We start from the raw sequence: 19,614 nt of genomic DNA on the forward strand, positions 1-19,614 counted from the left end.
ATGAATTTTTCATGACATGCCGTCACAGCGCTATAATTCCCCTCCGACGCATCGCCAAGATACATTGCCTTCCTTTAATCATTAAAAGGCTCGACCTTTTCCACTCCTGCAGCACCCGGCAGTGCTGGATAGGGGATTTAATGTTGATAAACAGGCCGAAATAAACGATGTCAAAAATTATCTGTCGCTAAAATGAAAATGGGTCTGTGAAAGATGGACGTCTTTTAATAAATAAACCTTATAAAAAATTATTTGCGCTCCACGGTTGGCTGTAAGGATATTTAATATCAACGTCAATTCCGCCATGAACGCGACGACTTCAGGCCGCCCAAATGATGCGTTTTTCTGCACGATGATAAAGATTCGTCATCCCGCAAGCGGCCCGGAAACGGATAGCGCGGGTATCTTTTGTGCTGTCATGGTATGCGGACATGGGAAGGAGTGTGCAGACAGGGGGCGCAATTCGGCAGCGGATTGTGGCATAATGTGCCCAGTGTCACATTTTAATGAAGAGTATCTCTTTTGCTAATCAGTAATAACATCACCATGCAATTCGGCAGCAAGCCGCTGTTTGAAAATATTTCTGTCAAGTTCGGCGGCGGCAACCGCTATGGCTTGATTGGGGCCAACGGCTGCGGGAAATCCACCCTGATGAAAATCCTCGGCGGAGATTTAGTCCCCAGTTCAGGCCATATCGCCCTCGATCCTAATGAACGGCTGGGCAAATTGCGCCAGGACCAGTTCGCCTTCGAGAACTTTACGGTGCTCGATACCGTCATCATGGGGCATGCCGAACTGTGGGCGGTGAAGGAAGAGCGCGACGGTATCTACGCCCTGGCGGAGATGACCGAGCAGCAGGGATACAGGGTCGCCGATCTGGAAGTGCTGTACGGCGAGATGGACGGTTACACCGCTGAGGCACGCGCCGGTGAACTGCTGCTGGGGGCGGGCATACCGCTGGAACAGCACTACGGTCCCATGAGTGAAGTGGCGCCCGGCTGGAAACTGCGGGTCTTGCTGGCGCAGGCCCTGTTTGCCAATCCGGACATCCTGCTGCTGGATGAGCCCACCAATAACCTGGATATCAATACCATCCGCTGGCTGGAGCAGGTCCTGAACGATCGCAACAGCACCATGGTTATCATTTCCCATGACCGGCATTTTCTGAATATGGTCTGTACCCATATGGCGGATTTGGATTATGGCGAGCTGCGGATTTATCCAGGCAATTACGACGATTATATGACCGCCTCCACCCAGGCCAGGGAACAGTTGGTGGCCGGCAATGCCAAGAAAAAGGCGCAGATTGCCGAATTGCAGTCTTTCGTCAGCCGTTTTAGCGCCAACGCGTCTAAATCCCGTCAGGCTACCTCCCGCGCTCGGCAAATCGAAAAAATTACGCTTGATGAAGTAAAGGTTTCCAGCCGCCAGAATCCGTTCATTCGTTTTGAGCAGGATAAAAAATTGTTCCGTAACGCGCTGACCATACAGCAGCTTACCCAGGGCTATGAAGGCCAGCCGCCGCTCATCAAGGATATGAACCTGATGCTGGAAGTGGGGAAAAGGTAGCGGTGCTTGGTGCCAACGGTATCGGTAAAACCACCTTGCTGAAGACCCTGGTGGGGAGCTGGCGCCGTCGGTGGGCGAAATCAAATGGTCGGAAAACGCCAAGCTTGGTTATTATGCCCAGGACCATGCCAGCGAGTTTACGGAAAATATCACGGTGTTCGACTGGATGAGCCTGTGGAAACAGCCGAGCGATGACGAGCAGGCGGTGCGCAGCATTCTTGGCCGGCTGCTGTTTAGCCAGGATGATATCAATAAACCGGTCGGGGTGTTATCCGGCGGGGAAAAGGGCCGTATGATGTTCGGTAAGCTCATGATGCAAAAGCCGAATATCTTGCTGATGGACGAGCCCACCAATCATCTCGATATGGAATCCATTGAATCGCTGAATATGGCTTTGGAACTGTACCAGGGTACACTGATTTTCGTTTCCCATGACCGTGAGTTCGTCAGTTCGCTGGCCACCCGTATTCTGGAGCTGACGCCGGACGGCCTGGCGGACTTTACCGGCAACTACGAGGATTATCTGCGCAGCCAGGGAGTGAACTAGCTAGCGGCCCGGCTATGCAATGGCCTCCCTTTAACACGCTCGGTTTAGGCTTCCGCGTTGGCGGGCCTAGCGTGCCATGTGGCGCTCGGGCGGGCGGTAAAACCACGCCCGCTTCGACCACATTGGCGCGCTCTCCCTTTAACATGCTCGGTTTAGGCTTCCGTGTTGTCGGGCCTAGCGTGCCATGTGGCGCTCGGGCGGGCGGTAAAACCACGCCCGCTTCGACCACATTGGCGCGCTCTCCCTTTAACATGCTCGGTTTAGGCTTCCGTGTTGTCGGGCCTAGCGTGCCATGTGGCGCTCGGGCGGGCGGTAAAACCACGCCCGCTTCGACCACATTGGCGCGCTCTCCCTTTAACATGCTCGGTTTAGGCTTCCGTGTTGTCGGGCCTAGCGTGCCATGTGGCGCTCGGGCGGGCGGTAAAACCACGCCCGCTTCGACCACATTGGCGCGCTCTCCCTTTAACACGCTCGGTTTAGGCTTCCGCGTTGTCGGGCCTAGCGTGCCATGTGGCGCTCGGGCGGGCGGTAAAACCACGCCCGCTTCGACCACATTGGCGCGCTCTCCCTTTAACATGCTCGGTTTAGGCTTCCGTGTTGTCGGGCCTAGCGTGCCATGTGGCGCTCGGGCGGGCGGTAAAACCACGCCCGCTTCGACCACATTGGCGCGCTCTCCCTTTAACACGCTCGGTTTAGGCTTCCGTGTTGTCGGGCCTAGCGTGCCATGTGGCGCTCGGGCGGGCGGTAAAACCACGCCCGCTTCGACCACATTGGCGCGCTCTCCCTTTAACACGCTCGGTTTAGGCTTCCGTGTTGTCGGGCCTAGCGTGCCATGTGGCGCTCGGGCGGGCGGTAAAACCACGCCCGCTTCGACCACATTGGCGCGCTCTCCCTTTAACGCGCCCGGTTTAAGCTTCCGCGTTACCGCAGATCTCGCAGTGGGGATCGCGATGCAGCGCCATTTCCCGGAACTGCATGGTCATGGCGTCGTACAGCAGCAGTTTGCCGCCGGAGGGTTTGCCGAAGGCGGTTAATGCCTTGATGGTCTCCATGGCCTGCAGCGAACCAATCACACCCACCAGGGGCGACATGACGCCTGATTCGGCGCAGGTTAGGGTTTCGCCGCCGAACAGGCGGCTCAGGCAACGGTAGCAGGGCTCATCGGCCTGATAGGTAAAGACGCTGACCTGCCCCTCCATACGAATGGCCGCGCCGGAAATCAGCGGTTTGCGCCGGCTGAAACAGAGCTGGTTCAACTGCTCCCTGGTGGCGACATTATCGCTGCAATCTACCACCGCATCGCTGCCGTCGATTAACGGGCCGAGGGCGTCATCATCCAATATGGCGTCATAGGCCGCAATGTGGACATGGGGATTGATTTGCGCCAGGGCCTCGGCGGCTGAATTCACTTTCGCCATGCCGATGCGCCGGTGGGTATGCAGAATCTGCCGCTGCAGGTTGGATAACGCCACCTGATCAAAATCCAGCAGTTTGAGGCGGCCGATGCCGGCGGCGGCCAGGTACATCGACGCGGCGCAGCCCAATCCTCCCAGGCCGACGATCAGCGCCCCGGACCCTTTGAGCTTTTCCTGGCCGTCGAAATCAAAGCCGCGCAAGGTGATTTGCCGGTTATAGCGCAGCATTTCCTCATGACTGAGTTCGTTTGCCATGGTTCGTTCCTGTTCTTGCGTGCACTACTTGCCTGCACTACTTGCCGGCACTAGGCCAGCAATAATTGATTGAAAGGCTCGATTTCCACCCATTCCCCGGCCTGCTGCGGCCCCTGCTCGGCGGGCAGCACGATAAAACAGTTGGCGGCGCTGAAAGAACTGAACACATGGGAGCCCTGGTCGCCGGTGCTGCTTACCTCGATCTCGCCCCGATCGTTGCTGTTAAAATAGCCGCGCTGGAAATCCATCCTGCCGGGAGACTTTTTCAACGGCGTCAGCAGCCGGGCACGTAGGCGGGCCGGTAACCGCCAGCCGACCCGGCCGGAAAGCCGGGCGATAACGGGCTGTACCAGCTGATAAAATGTGGCTGCCGCCGAAACCGGGTTGCCCGGCAGTCCGCAGAACCAGGCATGGTCCAGCCGGCCGAAGGCAAAAGGCTTGCCGGGTTTGATGGCCAGGCGCCAGAAATTGATATGGCCTAACTCTTCCAGCACGGTTTTGGTGTAATCAGCTTCCCCCACCGACACGCCGCCGCTGGTAATCAGCAGATCCGCCTGGTTATCCGCCTGGCGGAAGGCGTCGCGCAGGGCATCGGCGTTATCGGCCACGATACCCAAATCGATTACCTCGCAGCCCATTTGCCGCAGCATCAGGCGCACGGTAAACCGATTGGTATCATGAATTTGTCCGGCGGCCAGCGGCGCGCCGATGGGGCGTAATTCATCGCCAGTGGAGAACAGCGCCACTTTGAGCCGGCGCACTACTGCCACGTCGGCAATACCCAGGGAGGCCAGCAGCGGCAGTTCCGCCGCCCCGAGCATCCGGCCGGCCGGCAGCACTTCTTCTCCCCGTCGGATGTCGTCGCCGATACGCCGGATATTCTGTCCCGCCTTGACCGGGGCGGTAAAACGCACGCCATGGTCGGTCACCTCGGCCTGCTCTTGCATGACGACCGCTTGCGCCGCCGCCGGCGTCGGCGCGCCGGTCATGATGCGAACCGTCGTACCCGACGGCCATTCGCCGGTAAACGGGGCGCCGGCAAAGGCTTTACCGGCCACCGGCAACGGCAGTCCGCTTGCCAAATCCGCCAGGCGTACCGCATAACCATCCATGGCGGAGTTATCAAACGGCGGCACGTCGACCGGCGAGATAATCGGCCCGGCGGTCACCCGACCTGCGGCGTCGGTTAATGCCAGAACTTCACTGTCCGTCAGCGGCTGTACCACGGAGAACATTTTTACCAGGGCTTGCTCCAGCGTCAGCAAGGGAGAATGTGACTCGGCCATCTTGACTCCTGTGCCATCGGCCGGAAGAGTTGGCGGCCGGTAGGGGAATTAATCAGCCATTATGGCAGAAAACGCGTTCGGCGAGAATGAAAGCCTGCCGTTCGTTTTGCCGCGTTATGACTAACGAAATGCCGTTATCGCTTATACAATCAACACGGTGCATTTCTCCTTTACACCGGCGAGCAGGGTCAATATAGTCAAAAATGATAACCTAATCGTTATATGCCACACTTATTAAAATAATTTATCCACATAATTTTCAGTGACAGCAACAAGGGATGTCGGCATAGACCGGCGTAGCGATGGTTTTCACATTTAAAGCGCAGGCAAGGTAATTTATCCAGTGACAAGACCAGTGATAGTCATCCATGGCGGTGCCGGTGCTCTTGCGCGCCAAGCCATGAGTGGGGAACGGGAGCGGCAATATCGCGATGCCCTGGGCGTTATCGTCAGGCGCGGGCAGGAGATGCTGGCCCAAGGCGGCAGCGCCGTTGACGCCGTGACCGAAGCGGTGCGCCTGCTGGAAGAATGTCCGTTGTTCAACGCGGGCAAAGGGGCGGTATATACCCACCAGGGCGGGCATGAGCTGGACGCCGCCATCATGGACGGGAGCAACCGTGCCGCCGGCGCCGTCAGCGGCGTGTCTTGCATCCGCAATCCCATCCTGGCCGCCCGCGAGGTAATGGAACACAGTCCTCACGTCATGCTGATTGGCGCCGGCGCGGAATCTTTTGCTTTTGATCGGGGCCTTGAGCAGGTGGCGCCGGACTTCTTTGCTACGCCGGAGCGTTATGCCCAGTGGCAGCAGGCAGTGCAAAATGAAAGCGGTTCAGTGCTGGATCATGATTCGCCGGATCCTATCGATCCGGATCGCAAGCTCGGCACCGTGGGCGCGGTAGCCTGCGATGCATCCGGCCATGTCGCCGCCGCCACCTCCACCGGCGGTATGACCAACAAGCACGCCGGCCGGGTGGGCGACTCGCCGATTATCGGCGCCGGCTGCTATGCTGACGACGCTACCGCCGCGGTCTCCTGCACCGGGACGGGTGAAATCTTTATCCGCGGCGTGGCCGCCTATGATTTGGCGGCGCAGATGGCTTATGGCGGCCGTACGCTGATTGACGCGGCCCAGCGGGTCATTTTCGAAAAAATCCAGCCTATGGGCGGGACCGGCGGTCTTATCGCCGTGGATCGCGCCGGCAACGTAGCGTTGCCTTTTAACGCCGAAGGCATGTACCGGGCCATCGGTTATATCGACAGCGACATCCAGATCGGGATTTATCGCTGATGGCGCAGGACCTGGGGACGAGTCTCCAAGACAAGGCCACTGCCGATGCCGGTTTGGCGCTGGCCGGCCATCAGGTGCTGTCGGTGCGCGATCTCAGCGTGCATTTCAGCCATGAAAACCAGGTCATCGGCGCGGTGCGGGGCATCACTTTTGACGTTGGCCGGGGCGAAACGCTGGCGATTGTGGGGGAATCGGGCTCCGGCAAGTCGGTTACGGCGCTGTCGGTCATGCGGCTGGTGGAACTGGGGGGCGGTCGTATTGACAGCGGAACGCTGCTGTTTCGCCGCCGCAACGGCGAGGTGCTGGATCTGGCGCAGGCCAAGGCCTCCACGCTGCGGACCCTGCGGGGCGCCGACATGGCGATGATTTTTCAAGAACCGATGACCTCGCTGAACCCGGTTTTTCCGGTGGGGGAGCAAATCGCCGAATCCATCCGCCTGCATCAGGGCAAGGATCATCGCAGCGCGCGAGCCGAAGCGCTGCGCATGCTGGATCTGGTGCGCATTCCCAATGCCAGGAACATGCTCGACAGGTTTCCGCACCAGCTATCCGGCGGCATGCGCCAGCGGGTAATGATTGCCATCGCCCTATCATGCAAACCGGCGCTGCTTATCGCCGATGAACCCACCACCGCGCTGGACGTAACCATACAGGCGCAGATTCTGCAATTGATCCGCAGTCTGCAGCGGGAAATGCAGATGGGCGTAATCTTTATTACCCACGATATGGGGGTGGTTGCCGAAATGGCCGATCGGGTTTTGGTTATGTACCGGGGCAGCGATGTGGAATCGGCGTCGGTAAACCAGCTGTTCTCCGCGCCGCGCCACGCCTATACCCGGGCGCTGCTGGCGGCGGTGCCGAAGCTCGGCTCCATGGCCGGCCGCGATTTCCCGGCTAAATTTCCGCTGCTGAAAAGCTCGCCGGGGGCGGCGCCGGATGCTCAAGACGTGGGACCCGGCGAACCGGTCCGGTCCGCAAAATTCGCGCCGCTGCCCTTGCCGCCAGGCAGCCCATCACTGAGTGAAACAGGCCTGAATACTGGTGGCATTGAACACGCGATCGGGGATGAAAGGCCGCAGAATACGGTACCGCCGGGCTCCTCTCCAATCCTGCAGGTGAAGGATCTGGTAGCGGGATTTGATCTGCGCGGCGGCATTTTCAACCGGATCCGGCGGCGGGTGCACGCGGTGGAAAAGGTCAGCTTTTCCCTTTATCCCGGTGAAACCCTGGCTCTGGTGGGGGAATCCGGCTGCGGGAAATCCACCACCGGCCGCGCGTTGCTGCGCCTGGTGGAGAGCCAGAGCGGCGATATCATCTTTAACGGACAATCCATTATTTCAATGCAGGGTAACGCCCTGCAGCATCTGCGCCGGGATATCCAGTTTATCTTCCAGGACCCCTATGCCTCCCTCGATCCGCGGCTGACCGTAGGCTACTCCATCATGGAGCCGCTGCTGGTGCACGGCGTAGCGCAGGGAAAAGCGGCGCAGCAGCGGGTAGCAACCCTGCTGGAGCGGGTCGGCCTGCTGCCGGAACATGCCCAGCGCTATCCCCATGAATTTTCCGGCGGACAGCGCCAGCGCATCTGCATCGCCCGGGCGTTGGCCCTTAATCCCAAGGTGGTGATTGCCGATGAATCGGTTTCCGCCCTGGATGTGTCTATACAGGCGCAAATAATCAATCTGATGCTGGATTTGCAACGGGAATTCGGCATCGCGTTTTTATTTATTTCCCACGATATGGCGGTGGTGGAACGCATCAGCCACCGGGTCGCGGTGATGTACCTGGGACAAATCGTGGAAATTGGTCCGCGACGTGAGGTGTTTGCCCATCCGCAGCATCCCTACACCCGTAAATTGATGTCCGCGGTGCCGGTGCCCGATCCTTCGCGCCGCCGGCCTGAAAGTGCTTTATTGGTAGATGAAATTCCCAGCCCCGTCCGGGACCTGGGCGATGAACCCCTGGTTGCGCCGCTGGTCAAGGTGGGCGTCGGGCATTATGTTGCCCGTCACCCCGTTGGCGGCGCCTACTGACAAGGATCTTCATGGAGAACGAAACGTTATGACACAGCATAAAAACAAATGTCACTGGCTGGTGGCGGCGGCAGTATTGGCAGCCCTTTCTTCAGCGCCGGCATGGGCCGCCAAGGACGCGGTGATAGCGGTGGGATCCAATTTCACCAGCCTAGACCCCTATGACGCCAACGATACGTTGTCCCAGGCGGTGGCCAAATCCTTCTATGAAGGACTGTTCGGCTTCGATAAAGACATGAAGCAGGTGAATGTCCTGGCGGACAGTTATCAGGTCTCTCCCGACGGCCTGACCTATACCATCAAGCTGCGCACGGGCGTTAAATTCCAGGACGGCACCGACTTTAACGCCGCCGCGGTGAAGGCCAACCTGGACCGCGCCAGTAACCCGGATAATCATCTCAAGCGTTACAACCTGTTCAAGATGATTGATAAGACCGAGGCGGTTGATGCCGATACGGTAAAATCACTCTGAAAACGCCGTTCTCGCCATTTATCAATAACCTGTCCCATCCGGCCGCGGCCATGATCTCTCCGGCGGCGCTGCAAAAATACGGCAAGGAGATCGGCTTCCATCCGGTGGGTACCGGTCCCTACGAATTCGTGGTCTGGAACCCCACCGATTTCGTGAAGGTTAAACGTTTCGACGGCTACTGGCAGAAAGGGGAGGCGAAACTGGACAGCATTACCTGGCGGCCGGTGGTGGATAACAACACCCGCGCCGCCATGCTGCAAACCGGTGAAGCTACCTTCGCCTACCCGGTACCCTACGAACAGGCCGCCGTGCTGGCGAAAAACAGCAAGCTGGATCTGGTCTCGGCACCCTCCATCCTGCAGCGCTATATTAGCCTGAACGTGACGCAAAAGCCGTTTGACAACCTCAAGGTGCGCCAGGCCATCAACTATGCCATCAACAAAGATGCCCTGATCAAGGTCGCCTATGCCGGCTACGGCGTGCCGGCGCAAGGGCCGCTGCCGGCGGGGATAGATTATTCGGTGAAATACAAACCCTGGCCCTATGATCCGGCCAAGGCACGGGAACTGCTGAAAGAGGCGGGTTATCCCAACGGCTTCACCACCACCCTCTGGTCGTCCCATAATACCAGTACCTTTCAGAAAGCCCTGCAGTTCACGCAACAGCAGTTGGCCCAGGTGGGCATCAAAACCACGGTAACCGCCATGGATGCAGGCCAGCGCGCCGCCCAAGTGGAATCCAAAGGGGTTAATGAAACCGGCGTGCGCATGCTCTATACCGGCTGGTCGGCCTCCACCGGTGAGGCGGACTGGGCATTGACGCCGCTGTTCGCCACCCAGTCGGCTCCCCCGGCCATCTTTAATACCGCCTTTTACAGTAATCCCCAGGTGGATAAAGATCTGATCGATGCGTTGAAAACCACCGATCGCGGGGAAAAAACCCGTTTGTATAAAGACGCTCAGGATAAAATTTGGGCCGATGCCCCTTGGGTTTTCCTGCTCACTGAAAAGCTGCTTTACGCGCACAGTAAAAATCTCACCGGATTTTATGTGATGCCGGACAGCTCCTTTGATTTCACCCACGCCGACATGAAATAGCCCGCGCGCATGCTGAACTATTTTATCAAGCGTCTGCTGGGACTGGTGCCGACGCTGCTGATCGTGGCGGTGTTGGTGTTCCTGTTCGTCCACCTGCTGCCGGGGGATCCGGCCAGGCTGGTGGCGGGATCCAATGCCGACGCTTCGGTGGTGGCGCTGGTGCGGCAGGATTTGGGGCTGGACAGACCGTTGCCGGAGCAGTTTTTGCGGTTTTTCACCCAGTCATTACGCGGCGATTTCGGCCGGTCGCTGGTGTCGAAACGCCCGGTCAGCGAAGAGATCGCCTCCCGGTTTATGCCCACCTTCTGGCTGACGCTCACCAGCATGGTGTGGGCGGTGATTTTCGGCATGGCGCTGGGCATCGTTTCGGCGGTGTGGCGCAATCGCTGGCCGGATCGGATCGGCATGACATTGGCGGTATCGGGCATCTCATTTCCCGCCTTTGCGCTGGGCATCCTGCTGATGCAGGTATTTTCGGTCTACCTCGGCTGGCTGCCCACCGTGGGGGCTGACAGTCTTAAGCATTATATTCTGCCTTCCATCCCCCTGGGCGCGGCGGTGGCTTCCATTATGGCGCGTTTTACCCGCGCCTCCTTTGTGGAGGTTATGCAGGAAGATTATATGCGCACCGCCCGCGCCAAAGGGGTGGGGGAATTCTGGGTTATCGTTAAGCACGGTTTACGCAACGCCATGATTCCGGTTATCACCATGATGGGTCTGCAGTTTGGTTTCCTGCTGGGGGGGTCCATTGTGGTGGAAGCGGTTTTCAACTGGCCCGGCCTGGGCCGTTTATTGGTGGATTCGGTGGAAATGCGCGACTATCCGGTGATCCAGGCCGAAGTGTTGCTGTTTTCCCTGGAATTTATTTTGATTAATTTACTGGTGGACATGCTATATGCCGCAATCAATCCGTCTATCCGGTACCATTAAGGGCTTGGAATGAAATTCTGGCGACGCGAGGCCGCCCTCGCGGCTATGCCGGTGATGTCTTCCCATCCCGTGCGCACACCCTGGCATGAGTTCTGGCGCCGGTTTAAACAACAGCCGCTGGCGCTGGCGGCGGGGATTTTTGTCGTGCTGCTGGTAGTCGTGGCCCTGCTTGCCCCCTGGCTCACGCCCTACGATGCGGAAAATTATTTTGATTACGACCGGCTGGATCAAGGCCCGACGCTGGTTCACTGGCTGGGGGTGGATTCCCTGGGACGGGATATCTTCAGCCGTATTCTGATGGGCGCACGCATCTCCCTGGCGGCGGGATTCTTTTCGGTATTGCTGGGCATGGTGGTGGGCACCGCCCTCGGCCTGGTGGCCGGTTATTACGAGGGCTGGTACGATCGGCTGATTATGCGCATCTGCGACGTGCTGTTCGCGTTTCCCGGCATTTTGCTGGCCATTGCGGTGGTGGCTATCATGGGCAGCGGCATGACCAATGTGATTATTGCGGTGGCGATTTTTAGTATCCCGGCTTTCGCTCGCCTGGTGCGCGGCAATACGCTGGTATTAAAGCACCAGACCTTTATTGAATCCGCCCGCAGCATCGGCGCCCCGGATCGCACTATTATCCTGCGCCATATCCTGCCCGGCACGCTCTCGTCCATTGTGGTCTATTTCACCATGCGCATCGGCACCTCCATCATCACCGCCGCCAGCCTGTCGTTTCTCGGCCTCGGCGCACAGCCGCCGATGCCGGAGTGGGGCGCCATGCTCAACGAGGCGCGGGCGGATATGGTCACGGCGCCCCATATCGCCATCTTCCCCAGCCTGGCGATCTTCCTGACGGTATTGGCCTTTAATCTGTTGGGGGACGGACTGCGTGATGCGCTGGATCCGAAGCTGAAGAATTGATGGGGAATGTCCGCCCGGCAGGTGCGGATAATTATCCGCTGCCATGGGGCTGCCATCCGCCCAATGAACTGGCGAAACTCTTGGATACGGATTTGGCGAAAGCCAAAGCATCAAAAAGACTTCAATAAAATTAAGTGCAAGAAATGTCAATGAGCACAATGAGGTAATGTACAGCCAAGCCATCAAAACCGACGCCGATGTTTTTAAAGCGCTGATTTTAAGAATCAACAATGATATTGTTCAACAAAAGTAGCCAAAATATACTGAAGAATTGAAAAAACGAGGCGGCGGCCGCAAATTGAAGGGAGTGACTTCGATTTTATTACCCTTAAAACTCCTCAGATTATTTTAGTTGCGTTAATTCATTCTAGAAGTGCCGTTAGACATGCAATACAAATCAGCATTATCTGTATCATAATTGAAATTCTTTTCAATGAGTCTATTGCTATGGCATATGGAACGGCATCGGTCATTTAGCGTGCCATAATACTTTTTATCAGCATTACATGAACTTTTACCGGCTACACCGGACAATCATTCTTGTGCAGAATAATTGTAGCCCTCTTTTCAAGGAAAATGAATTTTCATTTCCAGCGTACCTTTTCAAAAGACACCGTGGAAAGTATTATATCTCTGATAACATCATGAATACGACCATTCTCAATCAGGCCAGATTCTTTTGCTTTATCGCCACTCACACCGAACATTGTGTGGTTACTGTTTTACATTTTTCAACAAGTTCATACATTGCAATTGGGCCGGCGTTTTTAAAAATTGACCCAGAATCATTGTGGTTATTTTATATGTTCCCTCAGGAACTTCTTTGCCGGATTTTAGCTTAATCATTGTCACTTTGCTTGATCCTGGCTCGCTGGATACCAGGCCAAGAGCACTTTGTCCGACCCGCGTTATTTGATTTGTATCTAACGCCGAAGAATTTGAGTTACGCTCTGTTGAATTTGCCGTGTTAGGAGGGGATCTGTCAGCGTTTGCTGTTGATTGAATGCTATACATAATGATTTACCATGATGTGAAAATGGAATATAAACTCTAACATAGAGTGTTATTGTAAACTATCAAAAAAAGCCGATTATAATAATGCTTACGCTGATTGCATTGAGAATTCTTCGTTTATCCTTGTAACTATAAACAATTAATTTGTTAAAATATTATTTACCATCCCAAGCATTAATCATCTGCTCGCGCATGTTCAGCTTGTCCTGGTTGGAGGCCTTCGAGTACGTTTTTGATAAACCGTTTTCCCAGTCGCCATAACTTGGATTGGGCAGCATAATATATTTATGGCCGAAATCGCCCTGGTGGCGATTCACAAAATCCCGGCGCTGGGTGTTTAATTGATGATAAGGTTCGCCGCTTAAGTCATTAAGGTTATCACCGACAAAACCGCGATATCATAGCCCTGTTTTTCCACCCGATTAAAACGCTCCACCTTATTGGTACTGCCGTCGGCCGATTTTAACAACAGCGTTTGCGGTGTGACATCGGCAAAGCCCAAGGCCTTGAGGTTATCCACCGTGGCGCTGTAATCCTTCTGGTCGCGATTGGAGACATAAAAAATTCGCCCGCCGTGCTCATTGACGTAGTGGGAAAACTCCACCGCTCCGGGCAGCGCCTTGGCTTTACGCGCCTGGGTCCAGCGACTCCAGCTGGCGTTGGTAAAGGGCTGGTGGTTTTTTATTTGCCAACCGGCGTAGGCGCTGTTGTCGATCATGGTTTCATCCAGATCCACCACCACGGCTTTTTTTAATCCTGGTTTGGGTCTCGCCTGATTAAAGGCCGTTTCGGCGGCATTGAATGCTTGGTATGACAATGCGCTGTATTCGCCGGATTGCTGCATCCAGTTGACGGCGAATACCGTTTGATCAGCCAGCCGCTGTTGCGCCGTGCCGGCAACGGTTGACGGCTGCCGGAAATGCATCCGCTGGCCGAAAGACTAAGGATAATAATGGCGAGGCCGGATTTTAAAGTATGCATTGCCACTCCTTATCTCACTCCTGCTGCAACGCCCCTCTTTATCCGGGCGGTTATGAGGGCTTTGAACCAGCCTTATTGGAGGACAAATGTGTCCCCCTCGTTGGGGTAGTCATAATGTTAATAATATTTATCATAATCATAAATTAATTAGCAATATGCAATTCATTAATTTTAAAGCAAAAAAATAACTGTCCGTGACGGCTTGGCTCAATTGCCATTCCCCTTATACCGATACAGCGGCAGAGAGCCCTCTATATCCAACCGCTTTGTCAGTTAATGTAAAACTGGCAAACCTTCATCGCGTAACCTCCGGGTCATTTCTAAGCTTAATCAGGAATCCTATGAGGGAGATAATCACATGCGAAGTATATTCGCCTGGCTGCTGTCGGTGGGACTGCTTTTGACGAGCGGGCAGGGAAGGACGGCCGAAACGCGGGTTACATCGATATTGACGGGCCTGGACCACCCCTGGTCGCTGGCTTTTTTGCCCCTGGATGAAGGACTATTGATCACGGAGCGGCCCGGCAGGCTCCGCTATTGGCTGCCCGGACAGCCCTTATCGGCGCCTATCGAAGGGATTCCCTCTGTCTATACCCATGGACAAGGAGGGCTGTTTGACGTATTGCCGGCCCCCGACTTCGCCCAAACGCGGCGTGTTTATCTAAGCTTTGCCGAGCAGGGAAAAAATGATGCCGGAACGGCGGTGGGGGATGGCCGTTTTTCGGAAGACCATCACAGGGTGACGGATTTCAAAGTCATCTTTCGCCAAAAGCCTAAGCTCTCCAGCGGCGAGCATTTCGGCGGTCGTCTGGTTTTTGATCGGGAGGGGTTTCTATTTATCAGCCTGGGGGAAAACAACCGTCGTCCTACCGCGCAGGATCTCACCAAGCATCAGGGCAAAATCGTGCGTTTGACCGGTGAAGGCGACATACCGCCGGACAATCCCTTCGTACATGATGAGAACGCCCGGCCGGAAATATGGTCGCTGGGGCATCGTAATCCCCAAGGGCTGGCGCTTAACCCTTGGACTGGCGTGGTATGGGAAAATGAGCACGGGCCAAAGGGAGGAGATGAAGTGAATATCATCTCCAAAGGGGCCAACTTCGGCTGGCCCATCGCTACCTATGGTATCAATTATTCCGGCTTGAAAATACCCGAAGCGCAGGGCGGGGCAGTGGCTGGAACCGTACAGCCCGTGTGGTATTGGCAAAAATCCCCGGCGGTGAGCGGCATGGCATTTTACGATGCGGACCGTTTCCCTTCCTGGCAGCATTCTTTGTTTATCGGGGCGCTGAAGCAGCAGGCATTGATACGGTTAACGCTGGATGGAGATAAGGTGGCGTCAGAGGAACGTTTGCTGGAGGCGCGGGGCAAACGTATTCGTGACGTGCGGGTCGGTCCGGACGGTTATGTCTATGTGCTGACGGATGAGCGCAAAGGGGAATTGCTTCGGTTGGAACTGGAATAATCTTGTCCCGGACGCCGGGGCGCCCGGTATAATGTCAGGTATGCGGTATCATGACTCGGGCTTGAAAGGCGGGCCTGGCCGAAACGGCGTCGTACCAATGCTGTAAATGCGTGCGCGGCTTGCGACGGATACTCATATTGAACCAATGATAGGCATAGCAGCCGATGGGGATATCGCCGATACCAAAACCGCTGCCGGAAAAATAAGGCTGTTTTTCCAGCGCGGTCTCGGCAATATCAAATAACAGCTCGCAGCGTTTGATGCCGGCAATTGAGAGCTTCTGATCACGAAGGTTCCCCTTTCCCGGGCCGGCATTGCTCAATAATGGCTCCAGTGCCGGCGCCAAACTGGATAGAACCCAATCCATCCATTTTTCGGCGGCGGCGCGTACCGATGCATCCGTCAGCAACCAGGTGCTCTGGCCGTATCGGGCCGCTAAGTAACGTACGATGGTATGGGATTCCCATAATACCAGGTCATTTTCATCGTCCTGCAGGCAAGGCACCAGGCCGTTAGGATTGAGGGAAAGAAAAATAGGATCGTTAACCTTGCCATGTACGCCTCCGGCGGGAATGGCAGTATAGGTAAGATCAAGTTCTGCGGCACACCATAACACTTTTTAACATTTATCGAGTTTTCATGTCCCCAGATCGTCAGCATCGCGCCCTCTCAGTATCAAACGTTATTGACGATAGTTCTTTGTGGTTAATGCCCCGTAAGACGTCCATAAAGGCAGCAACTGCTCGCTTAATCTTATATGTTCCATCGATTTTTGGTTAATTTTAGAATAACCGGTATGCGTTATCCCTCCATATGGTGTTATCGGCTGTTTTATGCATGATGTATGAATATTTACCTGAAAAATTAATTAATATAATAATGATATTTTATATAAAAGCTTCTTACTGGTATTTTGTATTAGAGCTGACCGCTAAGCAAAGAACAAGATAGGCCTTTATGATATTTAAGATTCAATCATCAGATGAAAGGCCGGGATCACATTTTCTTTATCCAGAAAAATCGTTTTCATGACCTTGATGAGAATGGTAAGTACGATATTGTTATTCTTTGGCATCATCCCCATCCGGCCGCAGTAGTGTATTTGATTCGGGAGAATTCCGCGCAAGCGAAGTGCTATTTATCTGATTTATGCCTTTCTTTTACTGCCGCTGCTGGTGAGAGATCTCCGATAGGGAGGACGGCCACGCTCTTTTCAATCATAGGCGGGCCGCCGTCGGGAATTCCGCCGGATATCATCCAACGGCATTTATGATGGCGAAATAGCGTGCTGCGCCGCATCGATACCGTGGTGAGAACCTCATCCGTTCCGTGCCGTTGGTTAACCTGCCGGTTGCGTTATTACCGTTGACGCAGTTTTGCTGGGGAATACCATTGGCCTCATTGCCACTGGGATGATGGCGATCGGCGTCACATCAGGACACAAAAATGCTGAAAATGAGTTCTTGATGCGGCAAAGTTAAGGGGTATTGAATAAACTCAACCAACTGGAACATGATTCCTACATCCTGAAAGCTGTTTATCAGGTTGCTACGCTCAATCCACTACCGTGAGTAACGCGGTAACCATTTTATTTTGAATGGATACTCTGGCCACGTCATGAAGAATTTCGCTCTCCCACATAAATGTCATGGGCTTACCCTCGGCGCCCTGTTGGTGTTCACCGTTCCGGCCGCCCAGGCGGAGACGGCGCCCGGTGTGCCGCAAATCAATGCCAAGGCCTATATCCTGATGGATTACCAAAGCGGCACCGTTTTGGCGGAATCCAATGCCGATCAGCGCCTTGATCCCGCCAGCCTGACCAAGATCATGGCGAGTTATGTCATCGGCCAGGCCATCAAGGCCGGGAAGATTACCCAGCAAGATAAAGTCACCATCGGCAAAGATGCCTGGGCCACCGGCAATCCGGAATTGCGCGGTTCCTCTTTAATGTTTCTAAAGCCCGGCGAACAGGTTTCGGTAGCCGATTTGAACAACGGGGTGGTTATTCAATCCGGTAATGACGCCAGCATCGCCTTGGCGGACTATGTCGCCGGCAGCCAGGATGCGTTTGTCAGCCTGATGAATAAATATGTCGATGCCCTTGGCCTGAAAAATACCCACTTTATGACCGTCCATGGTCTGGATGCCGGAGGACAATACAGCACCGCGCGGGATATGGCCTTGCTGAGCCAGGCGTTGATTCAGGACGCACCGGATGAGTATGCGCTGCATAAGCAGAAAGAATTCACCTACAATAAAATCAAGCAATTGAACCGTAATCGTCTTCTTTGGGACGGTAATCTGAATGTGGACGGTATCAAAACCGGCTATACCGACGGCGCGGGTCACAGTCTGGTGGCCTCGGCCACCGACAGCGGAATGCGGCTGATTTCAGTAGTGCTGGGCGCACCCACCGACAGCGTGCGCTTTCGCGAGAGCGAGAAGCTGCTGACCTGGGGATTCCGCTTTTATGAGACGGCGACGCCGATTACTGCGGCTCATGCCTTTACCCGCCAGCGGGTATGGTTCGGCGATCGCAGCGAAGTGGATCTCGGTGTCGCCAAGGATGCTTCCGTAACGCTGCCCAAGGGTCAGATGAAAGGTTTGAAAGCATCCTTCACGTTAAACTCACCCTATCTGGAAGCGCCGCTGTCGCGCCATCAGGTGGTGGGCACCATCGATTTCCAGTTAGACGGCAAAGTGATTGCGCAACGACCATTGGTGGTGATGGATGAGGTGCAGCGCGGCGGATTTTTCCGTAACATCTGGGATTGGTTCCTGCAAAACTGCACAGCTGGTTTGGGTTTGCCATGCACTGATCAATAAAAACCTCCCCAAGGGGAGGTTTCCGCCGGTTGACAGACGTTTTACAGCAGCTTATAAATAATCGCCGTCAAGGCAACAAATCCTACTCCCCAGACAAAATAATTGCTTGCCGCACCGCGGTAACGGGCCAATGCCGGAACTTTTTGAATAGCATACATCGGCAGCAGGAACAGCAGCATGGCTATGACGGGACCGCCCAGGGTTTCGATAATTCCCAGAATACTGGGATTGTAGGTTGCCGCCAGCCAGGCGGTGATAAGCATAAAACCGCCGGTCAGCCTATTCACCGTGTTCGGATGAACTGTTTTGCCGCACTTATGTATTGATTTGGCAAGCAGTCCGGAAAATCCCTCGCTGGCTCCCAGATAGTGGCCGAGAAAGGACTTGGCTATTGCCACGGATGCCACCAGTGGTGCCAATAACCCGATATAGGGATTATTGAAATGATTGGCCAGGAAAGTGAGTATTGAAATATTTTGCGCTTTGGCGTCGGCCATGTGCGCCGGTGTTAAGCTCAATACACAGCTAAAGACAAAAAATATGACGGTCAACACCATAAGAATATTGCTGAAGAACAATATCCTCGAGCATTTCTGCTCGGCGTGGTCGCCGTATTCGCCGCGTTTTGCCATGGCAAACGCAGAAATAATAGGTGAATGATTAAAGGAAAATACCAGTACGGGTATGGCCAGCCACAGGGTGTTGATTAAGCCGCCCTGGCCCGCGCCGGCGGTTAATAACGGCTGGTGGAATATATCGGCGTTCCAGTGAGGAACCAGGAATACCGCCAGAAACATCAATACCGCCACGAAGGGAAAGACCAGGATGCCCATTACCCTGACGATAATATCTTTGCCTAACCGGACAATGCTCATCAGACCCACGAGTAGAATGAGAGCCAATAATGCGCGTGGCGGAGCGGCAAGATGCAGTTGGTATGTGATGACATTTTCGACGGTATTGGTGATCGCCACGCTATACACCAGTAAAATGGGATAGATGGCAAAGAAATAAAGTAGTGTGATGATATTACCGGCAAGAGAACCAAAGTGTTGCTCAACGACGTCGATAATATTGTTGCATTCCGGCTTACCTGACAGGATGAGGCGGCACAAGCCCCGATGGGCATAAAACGTCATGGGAAAAGCGAGTATCGACATAATAAGTAAAGGTAATAAACCGCCGATGCCCGCATTGATTGGTAGAAACAGTACGCCGGCCCCGATTGCCGTGCCGTAAAGGCCCAGCATCCAGACCGAATCTGATTTGCGCCACTGCATGGCCGTTCTGTGACGGACCACCGTAACAGAAGTAGCTTGCGTTGTATCCATTAATTCTCCGAAAAAGACCAGGTAGTGGGGTTAACGGCTCACTTGAGCCAGTGCATATATCACCCTTCGTCCTATTATGGCGAAAGGATAAAGTTACAAATAAGCAATCATCAAAATCGGATTAAATTTGATATCCCGCCTGTATAATATATCCTTTAAGTCGGATATTCATGCATAAAAGTGTTTT

At 54.8% G+C, this 19,614-nt stretch carries 11 protein-coding genes and 4 pseudogenes; 8 read left to right on the plus strand and 7 right to left on the minus strand.

Going from position 1 to position 19,614, the window contains the following annotated elements:
* The first annotated feature begins 522 nt into the window (after positions 1-522).
* A pseudogene (locus tag GTU79_RS08180) lies at positions 523-2,116 on the plus strand (ABC-F family ATPase).
* Positions 2,117-3,024: 908 nt separating this feature from the next.
* Here the strand turns inward: GTU79_RS08180 and moeB are convergent.
* Together moeB and moeA are read right to left on the minus strand one after the other, a co-directional pair.
* The gene (gene moeB, locus GTU79_RS08185; protein WP_203522241.1) at positions 3,025-3,786 is read right to left on the minus strand and encodes a molybdopterin-synthase adenylyltransferase MoeB; all 762 of its coding nucleotides are present in this window, start codon (positions 3,784-3,786) and stop codon (positions 3,025-3,027) included.
* Positions 3,787-3,836: 50 nt separating this feature from the next.
* On the minus strand, positions 3,837-5,072 hold the full coding sequence (gene moeA, locus GTU79_RS08190; RefSeq protein ID WP_203522240.1) for a molybdopterin molybdotransferase MoeA: 1,236 nt from the start codon (positions 5,070-5,072) through the stop codon (positions 3,837-3,839).
* Positions 5,073-5,415: 343 nt separating this feature from the next.
* On the opposite strand from moeA, the gene GTU79_RS08195 reads away from it, so the two are divergent.
* The 5 genes and pseudogenes from GTU79_RS08195 (at position 5,416) to gsiD (ending at position 11,807) form a co-directional block, all read left to right on the plus strand.
* Positions 5,416-6,360, plus strand: coding sequence for an isoaspartyl peptidase/L-asparaginase family protein (locus GTU79_RS08195; protein WP_203522239.1), 945 nt, complete (start codon positions 5,416-5,418; stop codon positions 6,358-6,360).
* Entirely contained in the window at positions 6,360-8,393 is a 2,034-nt protein-coding gene (locus GTU79_RS08200) for a dipeptide ABC transporter ATP-binding protein (RefSeq protein ID WP_203522238.1), read from the plus strand. Before GTU79_RS08195 ends, GTU79_RS08200 begins: the two co-directional genes overlap by 1 nt.
* Before the next feature lie 28 nt (positions 8,394-8,421).
* Positions 8,422-9,962 (plus strand): annotated as a pseudogene (gsiB, locus tag GTU79_RS08205) (glutathione ABC transporter substrate-binding protein GsiB).
* Positions 9,963-9,971: 9 nt separating this feature from the next.
* Positions 9,972-10,892: a glutathione ABC transporter permease GsiC gene (gsiC, locus tag GTU79_RS08210; protein WP_214513833.1), complete on the plus strand. Its 921-nt coding sequence runs from the start codon at positions 9,972-9,974 to the stop codon at positions 10,890-10,892.
* Between the two features lie 9 nt (positions 10,893-10,901).
* Positions 10,902-11,807, plus strand: a complete 906-nt coding sequence (gsiD, locus tag GTU79_RS08215; protein WP_203522236.1) for a glutathione ABC transporter permease GsiD — start codon at positions 10,902-10,904, stop codon at positions 11,805-11,807.
* 714 nt (positions 11,808-12,521) lie between these two features.
* Here the strand turns inward: gsiD and GTU79_RS08220 are convergent.
* The 3 genes from GTU79_RS08220 to GTU79_RS08225 form a co-directional block, all read right to left on the minus strand.
* Positions 12,522-12,821 (minus strand): hypothetical protein, encoded by a 300-nt coding sequence (locus GTU79_RS08220; RefSeq protein ID WP_214513834.1) that lies wholly within the window; start codon positions 12,819-12,821, stop codon positions 12,522-12,524.
* 155 nt (positions 12,822-12,976) lie between these two features.
* A complete protein-coding gene (locus GTU79_RS30140) occupies positions 12,977-13,138 on the minus strand; it encodes a hypothetical protein (protein WP_253073507.1) in 162 nt (53 codons plus the stop codon).
* 44 nt (positions 13,139-13,182) lie between these two features.
* Positions 13,183-13,746: a 5'-nucleotidase, lipoprotein e(P4) family gene (locus GTU79_RS08225; RefSeq protein ID WP_253073508.1), complete on the minus strand. Its 564-nt coding sequence runs from the start codon at positions 13,744-13,746 to the stop codon at positions 13,183-13,185.
* 414 nt (positions 13,747-14,160) lie between these two features.
* Here GTU79_RS08225 and GTU79_RS08230 point away from each other — a divergent pair, with 414 nt between their 5' ends.
* Positions 14,161-15,270 (plus strand): PQQ-dependent sugar dehydrogenase, encoded by a 1,110-nt coding sequence (locus tag GTU79_RS08230; protein WP_214513835.1) that lies wholly within the window; start codon positions 14,161-14,163, stop codon positions 15,268-15,270.
* A 34-nt stretch (positions 15,271-15,304) separates the two neighbouring features.
* On the opposite strand, the pseudogene GTU79_RS08235 reads toward GTU79_RS08230, so the two are convergent.
* Positions 15,305-15,930, minus strand: a pseudogene (locus GTU79_RS08235) (glutathione S-transferase family protein).
* A 957-nt stretch (positions 15,931-16,887) separates the two neighbouring features.
* On the opposite strand from GTU79_RS08235, the pseudogene GTU79_RS08240 reads away from it, so the two are divergent.
* Positions 16,888-18,089, plus strand: a pseudogene (locus tag GTU79_RS08240) (serine hydrolase).
* A 48-nt stretch (positions 18,090-18,137) separates the two neighbouring features.
* Here GTU79_RS08240 and GTU79_RS08245 read toward each other — a convergent pair.
* Positions 18,138-19,427, minus strand: coding sequence for an aromatic amino acid transport family protein (locus tag GTU79_RS08245; protein ID WP_214513837.1), 1,290 nt, complete (start codon positions 19,425-19,427; stop codon positions 18,138-18,140).
* Between the last annotated feature and the right edge of the window lie 187 nt (positions 19,428-19,614).

It is taken from the genome of Sodalis ligni, from assembly GCF_016865525.2.
Lineage (GTDB): Bacteria > Pseudomonadota > Gammaproteobacteria > Enterobacterales > Enterobacteriaceae > Acerihabitans > Acerihabitans ligni.

Excerpts from the sequence above, each read along its gene's own strand:
- gsiD (WP_203522236.1), top strand. The coding sequence starts at position 10,902 with ATGAAATTCTGGCGACGCGAGGCCGCCCTCGCGGCTATGCCGGTGATG.
- GTU79_RS08220 (WP_214513834.1), bottom strand. The coding sequence starts at position 12,821 with ATGTATAGCATTCAATCAACAGCAAACGCTGACAGATCCCCTCCTAAC.
- GTU79_RS08200 (WP_203522238.1), top strand. The coding sequence starts at position 6,360 with ATGGCGCAGGACCTGGGGACGAGTCTCCAAGACAAGGCCACTGCCGAT.
- moeB (WP_203522241.1), bottom strand. The coding sequence starts at position 3,786 with ATGGCAAACGAACTCAGTCATGAGGAAATGCTGCGCTATAACCGGCAA.
- GTU79_RS08245 (WP_214513837.1), bottom strand. The coding sequence starts at position 19,427 with ATGGATACAACGCAAGCTACTTCTGTTACGGTGGTCCGTCACAGAACG.
- GTU79_RS08225 (WP_253073508.1), bottom strand. The coding sequence starts at position 13,746 with ATGCATTTCCGGCAGCCGTCAACCGTTGCCGGCACGGCGCAACAGCGG.
- gsiC (WP_214513833.1), top strand. The coding sequence starts at position 9,972 with ATGCTGAACTATTTTATCAAGCGTCTGCTGGGACTGGTGCCGACGCTG.
- GTU79_RS08230 (WP_214513835.1), top strand. The coding sequence starts at position 14,161 with ATGCGAAGTATATTCGCCTGGCTGCTGTCGGTGGGACTGCTTTTGACG.
- moeA (WP_203522240.1), bottom strand. The coding sequence starts at position 5,072 with ATGGCCGAGTCACATTCTCCCTTGCTGACGCTGGAGCAAGCCCTGGTA.